The sequence below is a fragment of the Streptomyces sp. NPDC021020 genome, assembly GCF_044333285.1.
Lineage (GTDB): Bacteria > Actinomycetota > Actinomycetes > Streptomycetales > Streptomycetaceae > Actinacidiphila.
Genome location: NZ_JBIRQQ010000001.1, coordinates 370186 through 388689, shown reverse-complemented (window position 1 = coordinate 388689; position 18504 = coordinate 370186). Strand labels below are relative to the sequence as shown.

The 18504-nt window shown below is 72.2% G+C and carries 12 protein-coding genes, 1 tRNA gene and 2 pseudogenes; 7 read left to right on the top strand and 8 right to left on the bottom strand.

Annotated features, from left to right (window positions below; genetic code table 11):
- Positions 1 to 46: 46 nt before the first annotated feature.
- Positions 47 to 373 (bottom strand): hypothetical protein, encoded by a 327-nt coding sequence (locus ACH4SL_RS01725; RefSeq protein ID WP_398441304.1) that lies wholly within the window; start codon positions 371 to 373, stop codon positions 47 to 49.
- Between the two features lie 431 nt (positions 374 to 804).
- On the opposite strand from ACH4SL_RS01725, the gene ACH4SL_RS01720 reads away from it, so the two are divergent.
- From ACH4SL_RS01720 to ACH4SL_RS01700, 5 genes are all read left to right on the top strand, one after another.
- Positions 805 to 3579 carry a LuxR C-terminal-related transcriptional regulator gene (locus ACH4SL_RS01720; protein WP_398441303.1) on the top strand — a complete coding sequence of 925 codons (2775 nt, stop codon included), beginning with the start codon at positions 805 to 807 and terminating at the stop codon, positions 3577 to 3579.
- A 428-nt stretch (positions 3580 to 4007) separates the two neighbouring features.
- A complete protein-coding gene (locus ACH4SL_RS01715) occupies positions 4008 to 5006 on the top strand; it encodes an HNH endonuclease (protein ID WP_398441302.1) in 999 nt (332 codons plus the stop codon).
- A 425-nt stretch (positions 5007 to 5431) separates the two neighbouring features.
- Entirely contained in the window at positions 5432 to 6268 is an 837-nt protein-coding gene (locus ACH4SL_RS01710) for a hypothetical protein (RefSeq protein ID WP_398441301.1), read from the top strand.
- On the top strand, positions 6240 to 6440 hold the full coding sequence (locus ACH4SL_RS01705) for a type II toxin-antitoxin system VapB family antitoxin (RefSeq protein ID WP_398441300.1): 201 nt from the start codon (positions 6240 to 6242) through the stop codon (positions 6438 to 6440). Before ACH4SL_RS01710 ends, ACH4SL_RS01705 begins: the two co-directional genes overlap by 29 nt.
- 11 nt (positions 6441 to 6451) lie before the next feature.
- The gene (locus ACH4SL_RS01700) at positions 6452 to 6856 is read left to right on the top strand and encodes a PIN domain nuclease (protein ID WP_398441299.1); all 405 of its coding nucleotides are present in this window, start codon (positions 6452 to 6454) and stop codon (positions 6854 to 6856) included.
- 735 nt (positions 6857 to 7591) lie between these two features.
- On the opposite strand, the gene ACH4SL_RS01695 is transcribed toward ACH4SL_RS01700, so the two are convergent.
- Entirely contained in the window at positions 7592 to 7837 is a 246-nt protein-coding gene (locus ACH4SL_RS01695; RefSeq protein ID WP_398441298.1) for a GntR family transcriptional regulator, read from the bottom strand.
- 152 nt (positions 7838 to 7989) lie between these two features.
- Between ACH4SL_RS01695 and ACH4SL_RS01690 the strand changes: the two genes are divergently transcribed.
- The gene (locus tag ACH4SL_RS01690; protein WP_398441297.1) at positions 7990 to 8214 is read left to right on the top strand and encodes a hypothetical protein; all 225 of its coding nucleotides are present in this window, start codon (positions 7990 to 7992) and stop codon (positions 8212 to 8214) included.
- Positions 8215 to 8355: 141 nt separating this feature from the next.
- Here ACH4SL_RS01690 and ACH4SL_RS01685 read toward each other — a convergent pair.
- Positions 8356 to 8661: pseudogene (locus ACH4SL_RS01685) on the bottom strand (GNAT family N-acetyltransferase); the annotation flags it as partial.
- 41 nt (positions 8662 to 8702) lie between these two features.
- On the opposite strand from ACH4SL_RS01685, the pseudogene ACH4SL_RS01680 reads away from it, so the two are divergent.
- A pseudogene (locus ACH4SL_RS01680) lies at positions 8703 to 9374 on the top strand (tyrosine-type recombinase/integrase); the annotation flags it as partial.
- 43 nt (positions 9375 to 9417) lie between these two features.
- On the opposite strand, the gene ACH4SL_RS01675 reads toward ACH4SL_RS01680, so the two are convergent.
- The 5 genes from ACH4SL_RS01675 to ACH4SL_RS01655 form a co-directional block, all read right to left on the bottom strand.
- Positions 9418 to 9494 (bottom strand) — tRNA-Thr (locus tag ACH4SL_RS01675).
- Between the two features lie 92 nt (positions 9495 to 9586).
- Positions 9587 to 11212, bottom strand: coding sequence for an alpha/beta hydrolase (locus ACH4SL_RS01670; RefSeq protein ID WP_398441296.1), 1626 nt, complete (start codon positions 11210 to 11212; stop codon positions 9587 to 9589).
- Positions 11213 to 11351: 139 nt separating this feature from the next.
- Complete coding sequence (locus ACH4SL_RS01665) at positions 11352 to 12341, bottom strand: hypothetical protein (RefSeq protein WP_398441295.1); 990 nt, start codon at positions 12339 to 12341, stop codon at positions 11352 to 11354.
- A gap of 1278 nt (positions 12342 to 13619) precedes the next feature.
- Positions 13620 to 14813: a DNA polymerase III subunit delta' gene (locus ACH4SL_RS01660; protein WP_398441294.1), complete on the bottom strand. Its 1194-nt coding sequence runs from the start codon at positions 14811 to 14813 to the stop codon at positions 13620 to 13622.
- A gap of 486 nt (positions 14814 to 15299) precedes the next feature.
- Positions 15300 to 17657, bottom strand: coding sequence for an asparagine synthase (locus tag ACH4SL_RS01655; protein ID WP_398441293.1), 2358 nt, complete (start codon positions 17655 to 17657; stop codon positions 15300 to 15302).
- Positions 17658 to 18504: the final 847 nt, after the last annotated feature.

The window sequence follows — 18504 nt, the reverse complement described above, 5'->3', positions numbered from 1 at the left end:
CCGGCCCCGCCAGCCGACGGACGAATCACCGGTCGGGGCGGTCTGTCTACTGCGGGGGAGGCGCGGCCTCCGAGAGGCAGCAGTTGCCGGACCCGACGGTGCTGGCGGTGCAGCCGGGGCAGGAGACCGAGCTGGCCGAGCCGCAGGTGCCGGCGCCGACGGCCCCGAGCAGCCCCAGGGACTCGTCGCTGATCTCCTCGACCGGCGCGGGCGGCACCGGCAGTGCCTCCCGCGCGCTGATTCCGTACTCGGCGAGCACCGCGACCGGCTCGTCCCGGTAGCGGGTGGCGAGCTCCTCGTCGCTCCAGAGCTGTGCCACGAGGGCGCCGAAGCTGCGTCGCTCCTCGGCGGTGAGCTGGATGTCGGACATCACACGTCCAATCTCGGTTCGGGGTCCACGACCACACGGCCCGGGGACCTGGAGGGTGGCTTCCACAGGCCGGGACCGACGGCCCCGTACCGTGCGGAACGCGAAGCGGAAACCCGTACCCGGGTCCGCCGAGACGGAAATCTCGCACAGCGCGCCCGCCCCCGACATCGGGGAAACCCGCAATGCCGGCCGCAACAGCGCTGCTTCCGCAGGGGCGTTGGCCGCCGCCCGGTGACCGCGGCAAGCCACCACCCGCTGCTGGTACGCGTGCGGGACATCCCGCCTTGCGCAAGCCCTCCGAACGGGCGGCTTCGTGCGGACTTGACGGCTCGTTAGCGTCCCTTCCCGGGCACGGCGGTTGCCTCGGCCGTGCCTGACACCCACGTACCGGGTCAGCACGACTCTTTCTTCGAGAACCAGCAGGGGAGACAGACGTGACCAGCCTGCCGCGGACACCGCCGGAGTACGCATCCGCCGGCGCCGGTCAGAGGATCGTCGGCCGGCTCGCCCATCTCGACCGGCTACGCGCGTTGCTCGACGGCCCTTCCCGGCAGGAGGCGTTGCTCGATCTGCCCGGAGAGCCGGCTTCCGGGAAGACCGCGCTGCTGGCCGCGTTCGGTGCCGAGGCCTCGGCCCGGGCCCTGCCGGTGTGGACCTTCTCCGGTACGGTGTGCGGCCCTCGGGGAGGACATCCGCGGACGGACGTCCCGCGCTCCGCCGGCGCCGCGGAGGACCGGGGCCGGGCCGGCACGGACCTGCGGGCCGCGTTCGCCGCGGCCGTGCGGTCCGGCGGCGCGGGCCTGCTGCTGCTCGACGACCTGCATCTCGCCGACAAGCGCTCGGCGCAGTCGCTTGCCGCACTCCTGCGGGACCCGGTGCCGGGGCTGGTCGTCGCAGCCGCGTACCGTCCGCGCCAGTGCACACCCTGGGTCCGGTCGGCGCTCGACGGCAGGGTCGTCGCGTCCTGGCGGCTGCCCGTCGGACCACTGGGGCGCGGCGATGTGGCGCTCATGGCCCCGGGCCTTTGCGCCGCCTCCGTCGACCGGGCCCACGCGCTCGCCCAAGGGCTGCCCGGCTACGCGGCGGCCCTGCTCCGCGGAGCGGACGGGCCCTCGCGCCCGGACGTCCGGGAGGAGCCGGTGCCCCTCCGGATACCGGGGCTCGACGCGGAACTCGCCTCGCTGACCGAGGACGAACGGCAGGTGCTGGACATCGCCGCGGTTCTCGGGGAACCGGTCGACCCCGGTCTGCTCGTGGCCGTCGCCGCCAGGAGCCCGGCGCACTGCGCCCGCGTCGTGGACCGGCTGGCGACACTGGATCTGCTGCGGCCGTGCACCGATCCGCCCCACGCGTGGGGGTTCCGGCACCCGCTGGTGCGCGCCGCCTGCTACCACCAGGTGCTCCCCGGACAGCGGTGGCTGCTGCACACCCGGGCCGCCTCGGTTCTGAGGCACCGGGCCGCACCACCCACCGAGATCGCCGAGCACCTGGCGCGCGGCGAATGCCGCGCGGACCCGTACGCCGTCCCCGACCTCGCCGCGGCGGCCCGCGACGTGCTCTCCGCCCGCCCGGACAGCGCTGCGCGCTGGCTGCGCACCGCGCTCCGGCTGACCAGGGACCCTGCTCACCGTGCGGACCTCATCCTGGACCTCGCCGAAGCCGAGATGTCCTGCGGGCGCCCCTGGGTGAGCCGGTCCCTGCTCAAGGAGGTGCACTCGGGCGGGGCGGACCGGCGCCGGCTGACGCTTGCGAGGCTGGCGCACTCCCGGGCCGAGCTCACGATGGGCCGCCCCCGCGAGGGTTACCTGCCGCTGCGCCGGGAGCTGTCCCGCGCCGAACGCATGGGGGGAGAGCTGGGGGCCAAGGTGGCCGCGGAGGCCGCCGTCTGCGCGGTGATGGACGGCAACCACGACGCCGTCGGGCACCTCGAACTGGCGTCCCGCCTCCTGCCGAGCCCGCCCGCGGCCGAGTTCACGACGCGGTTGGCGGTGATCGAGGCCTTCACGGCCGCCTATACCGGCAGGATTCCCGCGACCGGCCACCGCCTGGCCTCGGCCGCTGAGCTGATCGACGGGCGCTCGGACGACGAATGCGCCGCGGACCTCGGCACACTGACCTTGCTGGCCTGGGCGGAGACCCTTTGGGAGCGCGACACCGAGGCGCTGCGGCACTTCGCTCGTGGGCTCCGCGTGAGCGACCGGGGCGGGCCGCCCCGGTCGCTCACGCCCTACCTGCTGGCGGGGCAGGCCCGCGCGGCGGCGAGGCAGGGCCGTACGGACGAGGCCCTGGCAGCGGCGGCAGACGCCCGCGGCGCCGCCGGTCGGATGGGCATCACGGCGCTGGAGGAGTACGCCGCCGTCACGCACGCCGAACTGGCGGCCCGCCTCGGCGGCCCCGCCGCCGGCTTCCCGTCCCCGCCTCCGCCCGGCGCCGGGCCGGCGTCGTGCGACCCACGCGGCTGGCTCGCCGGCATGACCGCGCGGACGGCCGCGCGCCTGCGGTGGGAACGGGGCGATCCCGCCGTGACCACCGCGCTGTTGCTGCGCGCCTGCGGCGGGTCCGAGCTGCACCGCGTCGAGGCGTGTACCGCCGCGTACTGGGCGGGAGCGCTCATGGACCTCGCGCTGGCCCAGGGCGACACCGTTCAGGCAGCCGAGTGGGCGCGTACGGCCGACGAGCGGGCCGAGCAGTTCGGGCTCGACGGGCAGCGCGGTCACGCACTGGCGTCCCGCGCCCGGTTCGAGGCCCACCGGGAGCAGCCGGCCGCGGCAGCCGGGCTCGCCGCCGAGGCGGCGGAACGCTTCGCCGCGCTGGGTTTCCTCCACGACGAGGCCTCGGCCCGGCTGGTACGCGCCCGCGCCCTGGGAGACCTGCGGCAATGGCACACGGCGGAGGTCGAGATGGCCCAGGTCCGGGCGATCGCCCAGGCCACCCGCTCGCGTGGCCTGTTGGGCGCGGTGGTGGCCGAGCAGCGCCGGGTCGGCGCCCGCGCCGGCCGCCAGTCCACACCGGACTCACCCGAGCACCTGGGACTGACCCGCCGCGAATGGGACATCGCGCGCCGAGTGGCCACGGGTTCCAGCAACGCCGAGGTGGCCGCGGCCCTCTACGTCTCCGTCAGAACGGTGGAGGCCCACCTGACGAAGATCTTCCGCAAACTGGGCATGACCTCCCGCAACGGCCTGGCGGCAGCCCTCACCAGCGTCTAGCGCGTGCCCGGCACGATCCGCCGTACGGGAGCAGCCCAATGCCCTCCACCTGCCCGGATGCGCCCCTCGCGCTCCCCCCGGCCCTCCGGGGACGCCTCCGACCGAAACCGGAGGACGACCGAACGCGGAGGAAAAGCAAACCCCAGGTCACGAGCTGTGTGACCTGGGGTGTCGTGGAGCCGCCTTCGGGATTCGAACCCGAGACCTACGCATTACGAGTTGTTCGATCTTGGTCCACGGTCGTCCGCTGAAGTCCGAACGTGCAGGTCAACTGGCATGAGGGACCCGCCCGAACCCGAGCGGACGCCAGTGGACCGCGCAGCAACTGAGACCTGGACTGAGACCGCGCTTCCCCGGTCGGCCAGTGAGCCGGTCCGGCCGCGGGCACAACTTGTCGGATTGTCGTACTAGCCGCGTACGCTCCCGTCATGCGCAAGGGAGCCATCTCGCGAGACGACATCCTCAAGACGTTGCAGGAGTACGACGAGCTGGGAGGCTCGGCGTTCCTCGACCTGTACGGGTTCAAGGACGCGAGGGACTACCTCCTCCTCCACGACGGCAAGGAGTACGCCTCCAAGGCCGTCGCTGGCGTGGCCCACAAGCACCAGCACGGCAGGCCGCTGACGTACGACGAGTTCAGCGGCGGCGTCGGCCACGCGGTGGACTGGCTCAAGCGCGAAGGCTTCACCATCGGAGCGTCCCGAAGCCCGAAGTGGACCCGCGACGAACTGATCCTGGTTTGTGATGTCGTCGCTCGAAACGACTGGCGCTGGCTGGACTCCGACGACCCCCGGGTCGAGGAGCTATCCAAGCTCCTGCAGTTGCTCGGGGCCTACCCGGAGGACCAGCGGGCATCCACGTACCGCAACTGCAACGGTGTTGCCCGGAAGACCGCCGACATCGCCACCCGTCATCCCCGCTATGAGAAGAAGCCCACCAAGGGCGGCAAGCTCGACGTCGAAGTCCTACACGACTTCCTGACCCGCCCTGTCGAAATGGCCGCGGCTGCCCAGCTCCTCCGCAACGGCCTGGCTGCCGGGACGCTCCTGCCCGTGCCGGCCGACGAAGAGACCGACGACGACGAAGAGGCCAGCGCCCCGGAAGGCCGCGTGCTCTACGCCCGCCACCGCCGCCGCGAGCGCAACAAGGCCCTGCGCAAGAAGAAGATCGCCTCCGTCTTCAAGAACGGCGGCACCCTGGCCTGCGAAACCTGCGGCTTCGACTTCGAAGCCGTCTACGGCGAGCGCGGCAAAGGCTACGTCGAATGCCACCACGTCGTACCGCTGCACGAAGCTGGCGAGAGCACGACGAAGCTCTCCGATCTCGCGCTCATCTGCTCCAACTGCCACCGCATGATCCACCGCACCGCGCCTTGGCCCACCCCCGCCGAGCTGCGGAAGCTCATCACAAGCCAAACTCTGCACTGACCGCATCGACTCTTGCGACCCTCTGATCCGTAGGCGGGTGCTGTCTTCCATCCACCGCAACCTTCGGTGCCGCCGCGATGCCTCCATCAGACCCCACGCCGCCGAAACGTGTCGCAGTACGCCCACGTTGATGTCACCTACTGATGTCAGCGGGTGTCACTGTCGGTCCGAGCCAACGCTCTTTTCCAACTCTGCATGCCGCTGTCTGGGTCAGGCCACGGCCGTTCGGACTGCTGGTCGGCGGTTCCAGCGCTCCCTGGTGCACGATCACGAACGCCGTTGGGTGAGAGCGCGGATCCGGCTTCGTCCCCCCTGCCTGGCTTCCTGTCTCGTGATCATCGGAGTCCGCTGAACCGACCGAGGCGTCATTCGGCATGCGTAGAGACACCAAGCCATCACTGTGGGACACTAAGGAGGGGTTTGGCGTGGAGGGACGAATGCGCGAAGTAGACATCAAGGCTGGCATGGCAAACGCCTATTCACAGGGGGCGGAGCCTCGCCTTGTGTCACTTATGCCAAATGGGCGCGATGAACTGTGGGCGGTTGGAAAATTTCTCTTTGTTCTACCTGCCATTCCGCCTAATTGCCCTGCTCTACTTGAGTACGCGCTGCGCCTCCGACGGGAGGCCACACTGACTGGGAAATGCACCCAATGCGGCACAGCTGCCGGATTGGGCACCTTTGGGAATTTTGAAAGCGTCCCATTCGGGGAGGCTTGGTTGCCGCATCGAAGTAACTGCCCGGGGGCAGATGAGAATGTCATACCCCAGCTGCGAAGACATTATCACAATCTCAGCAAAAAATCCTTTGATGATTCCATTCAGGAAGCAAGCAATAGAACGCGCGAGAGGATTGCCCCTCTCAAAACCACAGGATTCAGCGTAAATCCGAGATTTGAGGCTTGGGCCGAGATGCTTCTTGATAAGAAGACCGAGCCCGGAACGCGCCGTTGCGACCACTTGCAGGCGAACCCTGCACAGCCGTGGAACTCGCTGATCGCCGATATCGAATGGCGCTGTGATCAATGTTTCGCCTATCTCAAACAATCCGTGGAAGAGGGAGAACTAGGGTTTGACGAGCGAGAGGAGCATACTTGTGATTATTGCCGCGAGGAAGTGCAGCGGCTAGAACCGTTAGTCATACGCATGAGCACCTTCCTAATGTACGGAGGCGTCTGTGCGAAATGCCATCGCAAGCTCCGCTCTCCAAGTCCACCGAAGAAGGTGAAGAGACGTGGGAAAAACAGTGGAAAACGTCGATGAACTTAACCTGAGTGAGGCACAAAAACTTCTAGGCACGACGAGCAATCGAGACACCGTGAACGCGGCACTACGAGAAGTTGTTCGCCAAAAGCTGGCCATCGAATTCATTGAGTACATGCGCTCAAGGGACCCCGAAGAGTTGGAAAAGCTGAGGTCTGAGGCGTGGCGGTAGAGCCAAAATTCGTGATCGACACCAGCGCGATGAATCGGCTCAAATTTGAGCCAGTCGCCGCTAGGCTGGGACCCTTAATCACTGGCGGCCTTGTGGCCACGTGCGGGATGCTAGAAATCGAGGCGTTGTTTTCAGCGCGGAGCCCAGACGACTACGAGTACCTCCGCTCTAGTCGCTCATCTATCTTCTCCTATCTCGACACCGAAGAAGCAGATTGGCAAGAGGCTCTCGACGTGCAGCGCGCGCTAGCTGCTAAGTCGCAGCAACGCGGTTTGAAAATACCCGACCTCGTTATCGCCGCCGTAGCGCACCGCTACGATCTGACTCTTCTCCACTTCGACTCGGACTTTGACAGGATCATTCAGCACACTGGACAAAAGGGAGAATGGGTCGTACCGCGAGGATCGATCGGATAATCCCCCTCTCGTTGAGTTATTTCTAAGTACCTAACCCGGATAAGGGTGATGCGATTGAACATCCTAGCTCCTGGAAGCTACCTTGGTGAAATTCCGCACATTTACTACACGCACACAGGAACAAGAACGCTGCTCGAAGTTAGACTGCCTTACGCGGTCAACAACAAGAGGTATCTGGAGTATCTTCGTAACCCCGAAAGAAGAAGCCAGGTGTCGTACGCTTCCGCCACTAAACGATGGACCATGCCGGTCGCCCAATACGCACTCTTGAGGACAGAACTCCTCGGCAAGTACGGGCAGGTGGACATCACGGTGACTGGAGTCACCTTGGATCGGTGCACATCAATGTGTGCCGACGCAAACCCCGATACTGCTGAAAAATGTACATGCGTCTGTATGGGTACGAATCATGGTTGTAGTTCTGCGCCGTACAGGCAGGTTGCAGAGTACCTGCTAGTGAACTCAACGACGACTTCCCAAACAATTCGCCTGACGATTAACCGGTAGACAGCGAGCCCGGCGTTACCCGGGAAAAGCTGTCGCCTCGCGATTTATCTAATAGTCCGGACGCAGACCACTACAATGCCGCACGCTAGAAGTGGGCTCCAGATCTCCTGTGTGGTAGGTCTACCACGCGTGCGAGCGTGGACGCTCGCGGACGCCGGTGAATGAGACAAAGGCGACGCCGGTCCGTCATTGCTCACCAGCGGATTCGGCTGACGGTTCCCGTGGTCCTTACTCCGTGGCTTCACTCGGTACGGCCACCACGAACGTGCCCTTGTTCGGGAGCGTGGCAACCAACCCGCGGTCGCGAAGCTCCGCGACCGCTCGGCGGGCGGTGCCGGGTGCGACGCCGTACTGGGTGCCCATGTCCCGCTCGTTCGGCAGCCGGGCGCCAACCGGGAGGCGCCCGGACCTGATGTCCGCCTCGACCTGGTCGGCCACCTGCACGTACACGTACTGCGGGAAGTCTCCGCTCATAGCCGGAACGTATGGCGGCAGCCCGCGCCGGGCATCTACAGGTAGCCGTATGGTGCACCATGGCGCGGTATATAGCGGTACCGTCTGAACAGCGGAAACCCCCGCGACCGTGCAGCCGGTCCGGGGGCTTGGCCGACTGCAAAGGAGTCGACATGTCCGAGCGTATCGAGAGCGACCGGCCGGACGCAGGCCACGGGAAGAAGCCCATCGCCTTGGCGGCTGGCAACGTGACCGGGAGCCGGTTGCAGCTGGCGTACCGGGCGTACTTGGATCATGCGCAGGAGTGCGCAGACTGCCCCCGCGCACCCTTCCAGTGTGACGTGGCCGCTGACCTGTGGCGCGTGTACCTGGCCGTGCGGGGTGGCGCGGTCGGCTAGGGCTTTGGGGGGCGGAGTCGCGTCGGCGAGGTCCGTACGGGCGGGGCTCGTGCGCCGCTGCGCGAGCCACCCGGACACTCGCGGGCCGCCGTTCACCGCATCACCCTCGCGGACTGTGCGGACGTACTCGAAGCCCTGGCGGACGTAATAGCGCTGGAGTGCTTCGTTCGTCGTCCGGGCGTCCAAGCGCAACCACATCGCACCTGCTCGGTACGCCCGCTCCCCCGCCCAGTCCAGCAGGCGGCCGCCTAGGTTCTGCCCAGCGTGGGAGCGGGAGACCGTTAGCTTGTTGATGAACACCGAGGGCTCGGTGAGTTCGTCGTCGCTCCACAGGCCTGCTTCGGCGGTGGTGGTGAGGGTGATGGTTGCAGCCGTCGTCGCGCCGTCGCGGACCATGAAGACCGCCCCGGCGGAGCTGGTCGCCGCGAGGCGGTCTGCCGGGTACGGACGGCTCCATTGATCGCTGTCGAGGCTGGTGAGCCACCCCGCGGCTCACGTGGCGGCACGGCTGCTCCGACCCCCACGAGTGCGGCGCCCGGCTCCACCGGTTCGACGCTTGTCCCCCGGCCTGCGGCGCGCACAAGGGCTACAAGCGCGGCTGCCCGAAGCCCTGCGCGAAGGGCTGCACCAGGCACGCGATCGCCTGCCCCGAGCGCAAGGGCGGCGGGCTGGTCTTCACCCGGCCGAAGACGAAGAAGAGCAGGTCCGAGGTGCCGATCCCCCCGCCCTTCATCCCGTACCTGATCGACCACAAGGCCCAGCAGGAGGAGATGAAGGCCGCCGCTGGCGAGGACTGGCAGGAGTACGGCGCGGTGTTCACCCGCGACGACGGACGGCCGCTCGACCCGCGCCGGGACTGGGAGGAGTTCAAGGAGATCCTTGCCGAAGCGGGCATCGACGACCGGCGCCTCTACGACGGCAGCAGGCATACGGCCGGCACGATCCTCAACGAGCTGGGGATCGACATCGTGACCATCATGGAGATCCTGCGGCACACGCAGATCGCCCAGACGCGCCGCTACGTGAAGGAGCGCTCGCAGCTCTCGAAGAACGCGATGAACCGCATCGGCGAGACCTTCCTTCCGCAGGCTCCCGCGGCCCCTACTGAGACCGCCAGCAGCCGGAGCGCACGTTCGCAGCGGCGCTGCCGGATCCGCTGAACGACAAAACCCCAGCTCAGAAGCTTCTGAGCTGGGGTTTCAATGGAGCCGCCTTCGGGATTCGAACCCGAGACCTACGCATTACGAGTGCGTTGCTCTGGCCAACTGAGCTAAGGCGGCGTGCTGCGCGCGTAGTGCCAAGGGTGGCAGGCGCAGCGGGGGAAAGTCTACAGGGTTCTGGGGGGTGGTCCTGACCGGGTGAGGGGGGGTGGTCAGGTGCACTTCTTGTGGGTGGGGGGGACGGTGCCGGAGAGGAGGTAGGCGTTGACGGCGGAGTCGATGCAGGTGGAGCCGCGGGCGTAGGCGGTGTGGCCGTCGCCGTCGTAGGTGAGGAGGGTGGCGGAGGTGAGCTGGGAGGCGAGGGACTGGGCCCACGCATAGGGGGTGGCCGGGTCGCGGAGGGTGCCGACGACGAGGATCGGGGCGGCGCCCTTGGCGGGGATGCGTTCGGGGTGGCCGGTGGCCTGGAGGGGCCAGTAGCCGCAGACCAGGGACGACCAGGCCAGGGCCGTGCCGAAGTGCGGGGAGGCGGCGCGGAAGGAGGCGACCGCCTTGCTGACGTCGGCCGGGGAGCGGAAGGCCGGGGGGAGGTCGAGGCAGTTCACGGCGGCGTTGGCGTACATCAGATTGCTGTACTTACCGGACTCGTCCCGCTCGTAGTAGCCGTCGGAGAGTTTGAGGAGCGGGGCGCCGTCGCCCTTGTTCGCGCTGATCAGGGCGCCGCGCAGGGAGGGCCAGGCCTCCTGGTCGTACATTGCGGCGATCACACCGGTGGTCCCGAGCGCCTCGGTGAGGGGGCGGGAGCTGCCGGTGGGGAGCGGGTGCTTGTCGAGGGCGGAGAAGAGGGCGTCGAGGCGCTTGCCGGCGTCGGCGGTGGAGGTGTGGCCCAGCGGGCAGTCGGAGCGCTTGACGCAGTCGGCGGCGAAGGCGTCGAAGGCGGTCTCGAAGCCGCCGGCCTGCGCGCGGCTGCTCTCCAGGGCGTCCACGGACGGGTCCATGGCGCCGTCCAGGACGAGCCGGCCGACGCGCTGCGGGAAGAGGCCCGCGTAGGTGGCGCCGAGGAAGGTGCCGTACGACTTGCCGACGTAGTTCAGCTTGTCGTCGCCGAGCAGCTGGCGCAGGACGTCCATGTCGCGCGCGGAGTCGACGGTGGAGACGTGGCCGAGCAGCGCAGCGGACATCTTCTTGCAGCCCGCCGCGAACCCGCGGTCGGCGGTGGCGAGCTTGCCCTGCTCGGCGGTGTCGTCGGGGGTGGTGTCGACGGCCGTGTAGGCGTCCATCTGCTTGTCGGTCAGGCATTTCACCGGCTCGCTGCGGGCCACGCCGCGCGGGTCGACGGCCGCCATGTCGTAGCGGGCGGTGACGGCGGCGGGGTAGCCGAGGGCCGCGTACTGCATGTAGTCGATCGCGGAGCCGCCCGGGCCGCCGGGGTTGACGAGGAGCGAGCCGAGGCGCTTGCCGGGGCCGGTGGCCTTCTTGCGGGCGACGGCGAGTTCCAGGTCGCTCTTGGCGGAGGGGTGCGCGTAGTCCAGCGGGACGCGCATGGTCGCGCAGTCGAAGTCCGGGACGCCGCAGGAATGCCAGGTGAGCTTCTGCTTGTAGTACGGCTTCAGGTTCGCGGGCGTCGCGGCCGGGAGGGGGCTGAGCGTCGCCTCGGCGGCGGGCTGCGCGGCCGCGCCGGACGCGGTGCCCGCGGCCTTCTCCGGCGCCGGGGAGGTGGCCGAGGCGGAGGGGGCGGCCGGGTGGCCGCCGTCCGAGCACGCCGAGCATGTGGACAGCAGCAGCCCGGCCACCGCGAGCGCGGCGGCCGGGAGGCGGAGCAGGCGTGTGGGGTGCATCGGCGGCTCAGGTCCTCCCGTCGGATGAATGCGAGCGTAGCGGGGGTCCGTCGCGGGCGCTCCGCGGGGTGTCCCTCTCACGGGTGAATGCGGTTTTTGCGGTGGTTTGCTGGATTACGGGCCGGTGTGGCGTGGGTAGTCAGCTGGTGGGGCGTACGGGGGGCGTGGCGGTGGCGGGGCCGTCGAGCTTCTCCGTGAGGTAGCCGGCGATCCGGGCGAAGAGGTCGCGGCTGGCCGCCGCGCCGTCGACCAGGCGTACGTCGCCGGCGCCGCGCGCGTGGAGGGCGGCGCCCAGCCGCTGGGCGGCGGCCCGGGCCGTGGTCTCGCCCTGGGCGGAGGCGAGCAGCAAGGGAGGCGGCGCGGTGCGCGACGAGGAGGAGGCGGCAAGGGGCGGGTACAGACCGGAGACACCGGCGGCGGCGCCGTAGCGGCCGGTGGCGGCGAGCGCCGCGTTCACGGCGCAGGGAGCACCGGCACCGACGCCGATGACGCCCGTGCCGCCGCGCGCGGGCAGGACGCGGAAGTGCCGGCCGGCGGCGGCGAGGGCGGCGTCCGCGCGGGAGCAGTCCGCGGGGAGGACGAGGACGAACGGGTCGGCCAGCCCACGCCGGAGGGCGAGGGAGAAGCCGTCGAAGAGGTCCGCCTCGCGCTCGGCGGGCAGGTGGGCGACGGCGACCGGGAAGGCGACGCGTACGCCGCGCGGGGAGGCGTACCACGGGGGCAGCCACACGCGTGTGCCGTCCGCCAGCTGGTCGAGGGTGCCGCCGGCCGGGTGCCCGAGGGTACGCAGCGCGGGCGGCGGCGGTGCGGGCTGGGGAGTACGCGGCGGGGCCGCGGGGGCGGGCGCGCCGGACGCCTTGCCGCCGTCGGCGCTGACGCGGGCGGCGCCGCTGCTGCCGCTGCCCGCGCCGCTCCCGCCGCCGCCGAGCAGCGGAAGGGCCAGCACCCCGGCCAGGAGCGCGGCGGCCCCCGCGGCCCCGGCACGCAGGACGGTGCCGTGACGGTCGACGGGCAGCTCGTACGCCCGCCCGGCCCGCTCCGCCCACCAGTGCCGTACGGCCCGATACCCGAGCAGTACGGCCCCCGCCCCGGCCACCACGACCAGCACGGACCACACGACGTCAGCCACGGCAACCCCCTCGGGACGGCGCCCCCGCGGGGGCCACGACGGGCAGGCAGCACCCTTCCTGCACGACGGCGCCCCGCGGGGGCCACGGCAGGCAGACAGCACCCTTCCTGCACCTTGCAACGCCCACCGTCCCAGCCCCGGCTGCCGTCACGCACTCCGCGCCGCGATCACCCGAACGCCGCACAACCGCTCCGCGGGGGGGGGTGGGGGAAGGGGGTGCCCGGCCCGGGCGGGGCTCGCCCTTCCGGGCGGGGGGTTTGCCCTTCCGGGCGGGGGTGGGGTGGGGTGGCTCGCCCTGCCCGGCCGGGGGTAGCGCGGCTCGCCTGCCGGGCGGTGGGGTGGCGCGCCCTGCCCGGGCGGAGGCGGCGCGGCCCGCCTGCCGGGCGGTGAGGTGGCTCGCCCTGCCGGGCCGGGGGTAGCGCGGCCCGCCTGCCGGGCGGCGGGGTGGCGCGCCCTGCCCGGCCGGGGGTAGCGCGGCCCTCCTGCCGGGCGGCGGGGTGGCGCGCCCTGCCCGGGCGGAGGCGGCGCGGCCCTCCTTCCGGGCGGCGGGGTGGCGCGCCCTGCCCGGGCGGAGGCGGCGCGGCCCTCCTTCCGAGCGGTGAGGTGGCTCGCCCTGCCCGGGCGGGGGTAGCGCGGCCCTCGTGCCGGGCGGTGGGGTGGCTCGCCTTGCCGGGCGGAGGCGCCGCGGCCCGTCCCAGCCGAGGCCCCCGAGTCGCCAGCAGCCCGGCGGACGGGCTCAGCCGGTCCGGAGGTCCGGAGCGGGCCCCGGGCGAAGAGGCACGGGCGCTGCGGAGGGCGGCTCAGCCGGCGCGGAGGGCGAGGGTCATGGCCTCGACGGCGAGGATCAAGGCGACGTTGAAGTCGAAGGCCTCGCGGCAGGCCAGGACCCCCGGCAGGGGCGCCCACACGGGCGGGGGCAGCTCGCCTGCCAGGCGAGGATGAGGCAGCTCCCCCTGCCCGGGCGGGGGGGTGGCTCGCCCTGCCCGGGCGGAGGCGGCGCGGCTCGCCCCAGCCGAGGCCCCCTGGTCGCCAACCGCCCGGCGAACGGGCTCAGCCGGGCCCGACGTCCGGAGCAGACCACGTCAGGCCCCACGGCCCAACAAACGCGAGCCCAACAGCAGACGGCTCATTCCAGGCCCCACGCCCGGAACAGACCACGCCAGGCCCCACGGCCCAACAAACGCGAGCCCAACAGCAGACGGCTCAGCCAGGCCCCACGCCCGGAAAAGGCCGAAACAGACCCCTCGCCCAACAGACGCGCGCCCTGCGGCAGGCGGCTCAGCCGGTGCGGAGGGCGAGGGTCATGGCCTCGACGGCCAGGAGGGGGGCGACGTTGCGGTCGAGGGCCTCGCGGCAGGCGAGGATCGCCTCGATACGGCGCAGGCTCTGCTCGGGGCGGGAGTCGGCGGCCAGGCGGCGGATGCCGTCGGCGACCTCGACGTTGGCGATGCGCTCGTCCGAGCCGAGCTGGACGGCGAGGACGTCGCGGTAGAAGCCGGCGAGATCGGTGAGGGCGAGGTCGAGGGTGTCGCGCTGGGTACGGGTGGAGCGGCGCTTCTGCCGGTCGGCCAGGTCCTTCATCACACCGGCCGTACCCCGCGGCATCCGCCCGCCCGTCCCGGCCGCCGCGCCGAGGGCGGCCCGCAGCTCCTCGGTCTCCTTGGCGTCGACCTCCTCGGCCACCGCCTTGGCGTCCTCCGCCGCCGCGTCGACGAGTTCCTGCGCCGCCCGCAGGCACCCGCCGATGTCGCCGATCCGCGTCGGCAGCCGCAGCACGGCCGCCCGGCGCTCGCGGGCCGCCTCGTCCGTGGCCAGCCGCCGCGCCCGGTCGATGTGCCCCTGCGTCGCCCATGCGACCTGCGCGGCGAGGACGGGGTCAATGCCGTCCCGGCGCGTCAGGACGTCCGCGACCGCCTCGGCGGACGGCGTCCGCAGGGTGAGCAGCCGGCAGCGCGAGCGGATGGTCGGCAACGCGTCCTCGACGGAGGGCGCGCACAGCAGCCACACCGTGCGCGGCGCCGGCTCCTCGACGGCCTTGAGCAGCACATTGCCCGCGCCCTCGGTGAGCCGGTCGGCGTCCTCCAGGACGATCACCTGCCAGCGGCCGCCCGCCGGCGACATCGACGCCCGCCGCACCAAATCACGCGTGTCCTTGACGCCGATCGAGAGCAGGTCCGTCCGGACGAACTCCACATCCGCGTGCGTACCGACCAGCGTGGTGTGGCACCCCTCGCAGAAGCCGCATCCGGGCGCCCCGCCCAGCGCCCGGTCCGGGCTCACGCACTGCAACGCGGCGGCGAACGCCCGCGCGGCTGTCGCCCGCCCCGACCCGGGCGGCCCCGTGAAGAGCCACGCGTGGGTCATCCGTGACCCCGCCGCGCCCGAGGTGACGACGGCATCGGCATCCACCGCGGCCGCGGCCAGCTCGGCCACGACATGCGGCTGCCCGACCACGTCGTCCCACACGCCCACCGCGCACTCCTTTCGCTGACGCGGTCCATTCTGCGCCATCCCTCTGACACCTCTAGCCGACGCACGACCCCGGGGGCGCCGCACCCTCACTCCCACCGGCCGGTAGCCGCTGACTCCTGCCGGAGGGGGTCGGTGCGGGGTGCCCCCGCAGGAATGCGCACCTCGCCGGGGGACGGATACGGGTGAGGTCGTACGCGCATTCCGAGGAGGTGCCCCGTGGCGGTACCCGACCCGCCCACCCGCGTGGCGCGCGATGCCGCGCCGGGCACACCGGGGGCGCGAGGAACTGCGCGAGCAACCCCCTACCGGGGCGCGGGTAGTCACCGACCCGAAGGGGCAACCCGGTCCGCCCCGGACCACCGGCCGGTGGGGGCGGGCCGCGCAGTTCCCCGCGCCCCTGATGTCACCCGGCGCCGCAGGCGCAAGCTCCGCCCCCACGCCCCCGGCGTACCCCGCGCGGCAGCGCAAAAGCGTGGCGGCCCCCGCCTAGAGGGAAAGCCGCTGCACCCCGCTCGCAACCGCCCGCCGCGCAGGCGAATCCGTGCCGGTCCAACACGACCCCCGCCGCGCCAGCAACCTCCGCAACCACAGCTCGACGGCCACGATGTCGCCGAGCCCCTCCAGCGGCGCCCCGGACATCGCGGCGGCGCGCAGCGCACCCCGCACGACGCGGGCGTCGACCAGGCCCGCGTCGGCGAGCAGCGGCGCGCGGAAGAGCTCGACCAGCGGGTCGACGGCGGACCGCATCCCGGCGCGGGCGGCGGCGGCCGCGGACGCGGAGGAGTGCGAGGCGGCGCCCCACCCCGCGGGCAGCGCCCGTACGCCCGCGCTGCCCAGCACGTCCCGCAGGATTTCCGCGCGTGCGCCGGGGCGCACGCGAAGCGCGCCGGGGAGTGCGCGCGCCGCCCGCACCACCGCGTTGTCGAGGTACGGCGCGTGCAGCCGCTGGCTCGGCACGGCCGCGGCCTGCTCCAGGACGCGGAAGTCGGCGGCGTGCCGGGCGAGGACGGCGCGGGCGCGCCGCTCGCCGGGGCGTTCGATGGGCCAGGGCCGCCGCGCGGCCTCCTGGAGCCGTACGGAGACCTCGGCGAGCGCCTCGCCGGTGAGCCAGCGGGCGGCGGGCCCGGGCCGTACCCAGGCCATCGCGGCGAGCGACGCGCCGATCGGCCCGTCGCCGGGCTGCTCCTCGGCGGGTCCGGCGCCCGCGGCGTACCGCAGGAGCAGCGCGGCCGCGTCGGTGACGCCCTGCTGGTAGGGCGTACGGGCGAGGCGCCGGGCGGCGCGGTAGACGGTGATCGGCACGGTGAAGGGGACGAACACGGCGGGCCCGCCCGCCGCGGAGCCGCCCGCACGGGTGAGGGCGGCGACGGGCCGTACGAGGTGGCGCCGCCGCCGGTCCATGAGCAGGTCGGCGAGCCGCGCGGGATGCGCGTCGAGCACCTGCCGGGCGCCGAGGCCGATGAGGTGGTCGGCGCCGCCTGCGGCGAGCCGCCGCCGGTGGCGTTCGGCGACGACGAGCGAGGGCCCGGGCTCGTCGGTGAGCGGAACGGGCGGACGGCCGCCACCAGGGCTGCCGCCAGGGCCACTGCCCAGCCCGCCGCCAAGATCGCCGCCCAGGTCGGCGTACGGCAGCGCCTCCTCGCCGCCGGCGACGACGACATGCCGCAGCCGCGGATCCGCTGCGAGCTCGCCCGCGCGGGCCATCTCGCCCTCGCGCAGGGCGAGTCCGCCGGCGGTGAGGTCGTTGAAGGTGACGGCGAGCAGCCGCTCGCCCGCCGCGGTGCCGGGCGCGCCGGGCAGCATGCCGGGCATGCCGGGCAGCCCGGCGGCGAGCAGCGCGAGGGTCGCGGAGGCGGAGCCGCCGGAGAGGTCGGCGCCGATGCCGGGCGCGGGCCCTTCCGCGAACCGCCCGTCGGGGCCCGCGGGTTCCCCGGCGAAGGCCGCCTCCGGCACGTAACGCGCCTGCGTGAGCCGCGCCTTCACCGATTCGACGAGCGCGTCCCGTATCGCGGCGATGGCGGCGTCCGCGTCCGCGGAGGTCGCGGGCTGGTGGCCGACGGCGAGGGAGGCGGTCGGCTCGTAGTTGGTGATCTCGGGGGCGCCGTCGCGCAGGGTGAGGGCGTGGCCGGGCGGGACGCGCCGCACGCCGAGGTACGGGGTGCCGTCGCCGAGCGCCTCGGGCGCGTCGGGGCAGGCGAGCAGCGCGGCGAGGTGGGTGACGTCGAGCCCGGCCTCGACGAGGTCGGCGAGCGGCAGGGCGGCGGTGGCGTAGGCGGTGCCGCGCGAGAAGCGGGTGTGGAAGACCGGGCGGGCGCCGGCGAGGTCGCCCAACACGGTGATGCGGCGGCCGAGTTGCAGGACGGCGGTGTAGCTGCCCGGCCACGCGGTGACGTGCCGCAGCGCGCCGCCGCGCGCGGCGACGAGCCCGAGCCGCAGCTCCGCGTCGCTGGCCGCGCACCGCCCGAAGACGGCGAGCCGCGCGACGCTCTGGGTGCTGGTGCCGTTGACGCCGCGCCCGTTGGTGCGGGAGCCGTTGCCGTACGCGTCCGAGCCGCCGTACGCACCCGAGCCGCCCGGCGAACCGTACGCCCCCGCGCCGCCGGAGGAGCCGTACGCGCCGCCGTAACCACCGCCGTACGCGGCCCCGTTGGAGCCGGCGGAGCCGTACGCGCCCGCCGCGTCCGCGTGGACGACCCGGACCTCGTCGGGCCGCCAGTCACCCACCGCCCACAGCGGATCGGGGCCGTCCCACAGGAGTTGGGCGCCGACCGGCAGCAGCGTGCGCGCGCTCGCGCCGGGAACGGGTCCCGCGGTGGCACTGCTCCACCCCACCAACCACCGCATCGCCGCCTCCACAGGCTGTGGACAGCCGGTGCAGGATCCGACCCACCGCTGACTCGCGCGCGCCTCGCCCCACCATGCCGCCACGTCTGACGTCCGAAAGTCCATGCTGCCATGAGGACGCGCGCAAGGAGGCGCATGAGTGCTCCCGGGTGCGCCGGTTCGTGCGCCGTACACAGCCATGCGGCATATGCGCACCGTCGGGCGCCTCGCAAAGGACCCGCAACGCCCCGCGGAGACCCCCGGAAGCACCTCGATCACCGAGCATCTCCCGTACGTAATCGGGATGTTGCGGACAGCTACGGAATCCGGAACATGCGGCTCAGGCGAAACGTCGCAATCGCGCCAAGTTTTCGGCCCGGGAGCGGCACATGCCGGGCGGGATATGCCGCGCGGCAGGGGGCCTTGCCCACGATCGTTTTCCGCCGCCGATCTTCGGCCGGGGCAGCGGGAGCCGCGCACCGGCGCGGCGCGCGTACGCCGGCGCACAACTCTGCTAGGAGTGCGACCGCCGGGGTACGTCTTCGCCCCGCCGCGCCCCCGACGCCCTTGCCGCACACGGCGGTTCGGGCAGGCCCGGCGGGCGGGCGGGGCAAGCCGGGGCGGCCTGCGCGGGGTGGCGCCGGGGCACTCGGCACCCGGAACACACGGCCCGGGAGACGGCTCAACGCCTCCCGGGCCGGTCCGCCACCCGCGGGGATTGTGGCAGCGGAACTCGCTGGCCCGCCGCACACACCGCCATAGCCGCCTGGCGGAAGCGCGGGCCGACCCACGGCTCCCCATGCAACAGCCCGCGATCGGCACGGCACAGAGCGCACGGCCGGGCGCACGGCCACATATACCGGGAGCA

Coding starts and splice junctions, on each gene's coding strand:
- ACH4SL_RS01695 (WP_398441298.1), bottom strand. CDS start 7,837: ATGAGCGGAGACTTCCCGCAGTACGTGTACGTGCAGGTGGCCGACCAG.
- ACH4SL_RS01670 (WP_398441296.1), bottom strand. CDS start 11,212: ATGCACCCCACACGCCTGCTCCGCCTCCCGGCCGCCGCGCTCGCGGTG.
- ACH4SL_RS01690 (WP_398441297.1), top strand. CDS start 7,990: ATGTCCGAGCGTATCGAGAGCGACCGGCCGGACGCAGGCCACGGGAAG.
- ACH4SL_RS01715 (WP_398441302.1), top strand. CDS start 4,008: ATGCGCAAGGGAGCCATCTCGCGAGACGACATCCTCAAGACGTTGCAG.
- ACH4SL_RS01655 (WP_398441293.1), bottom strand. CDS start 17,657: ATGCGGTGGTTGGTGGGGTGGAGCAGTGCCACCGCGGGACCCGTTCCC.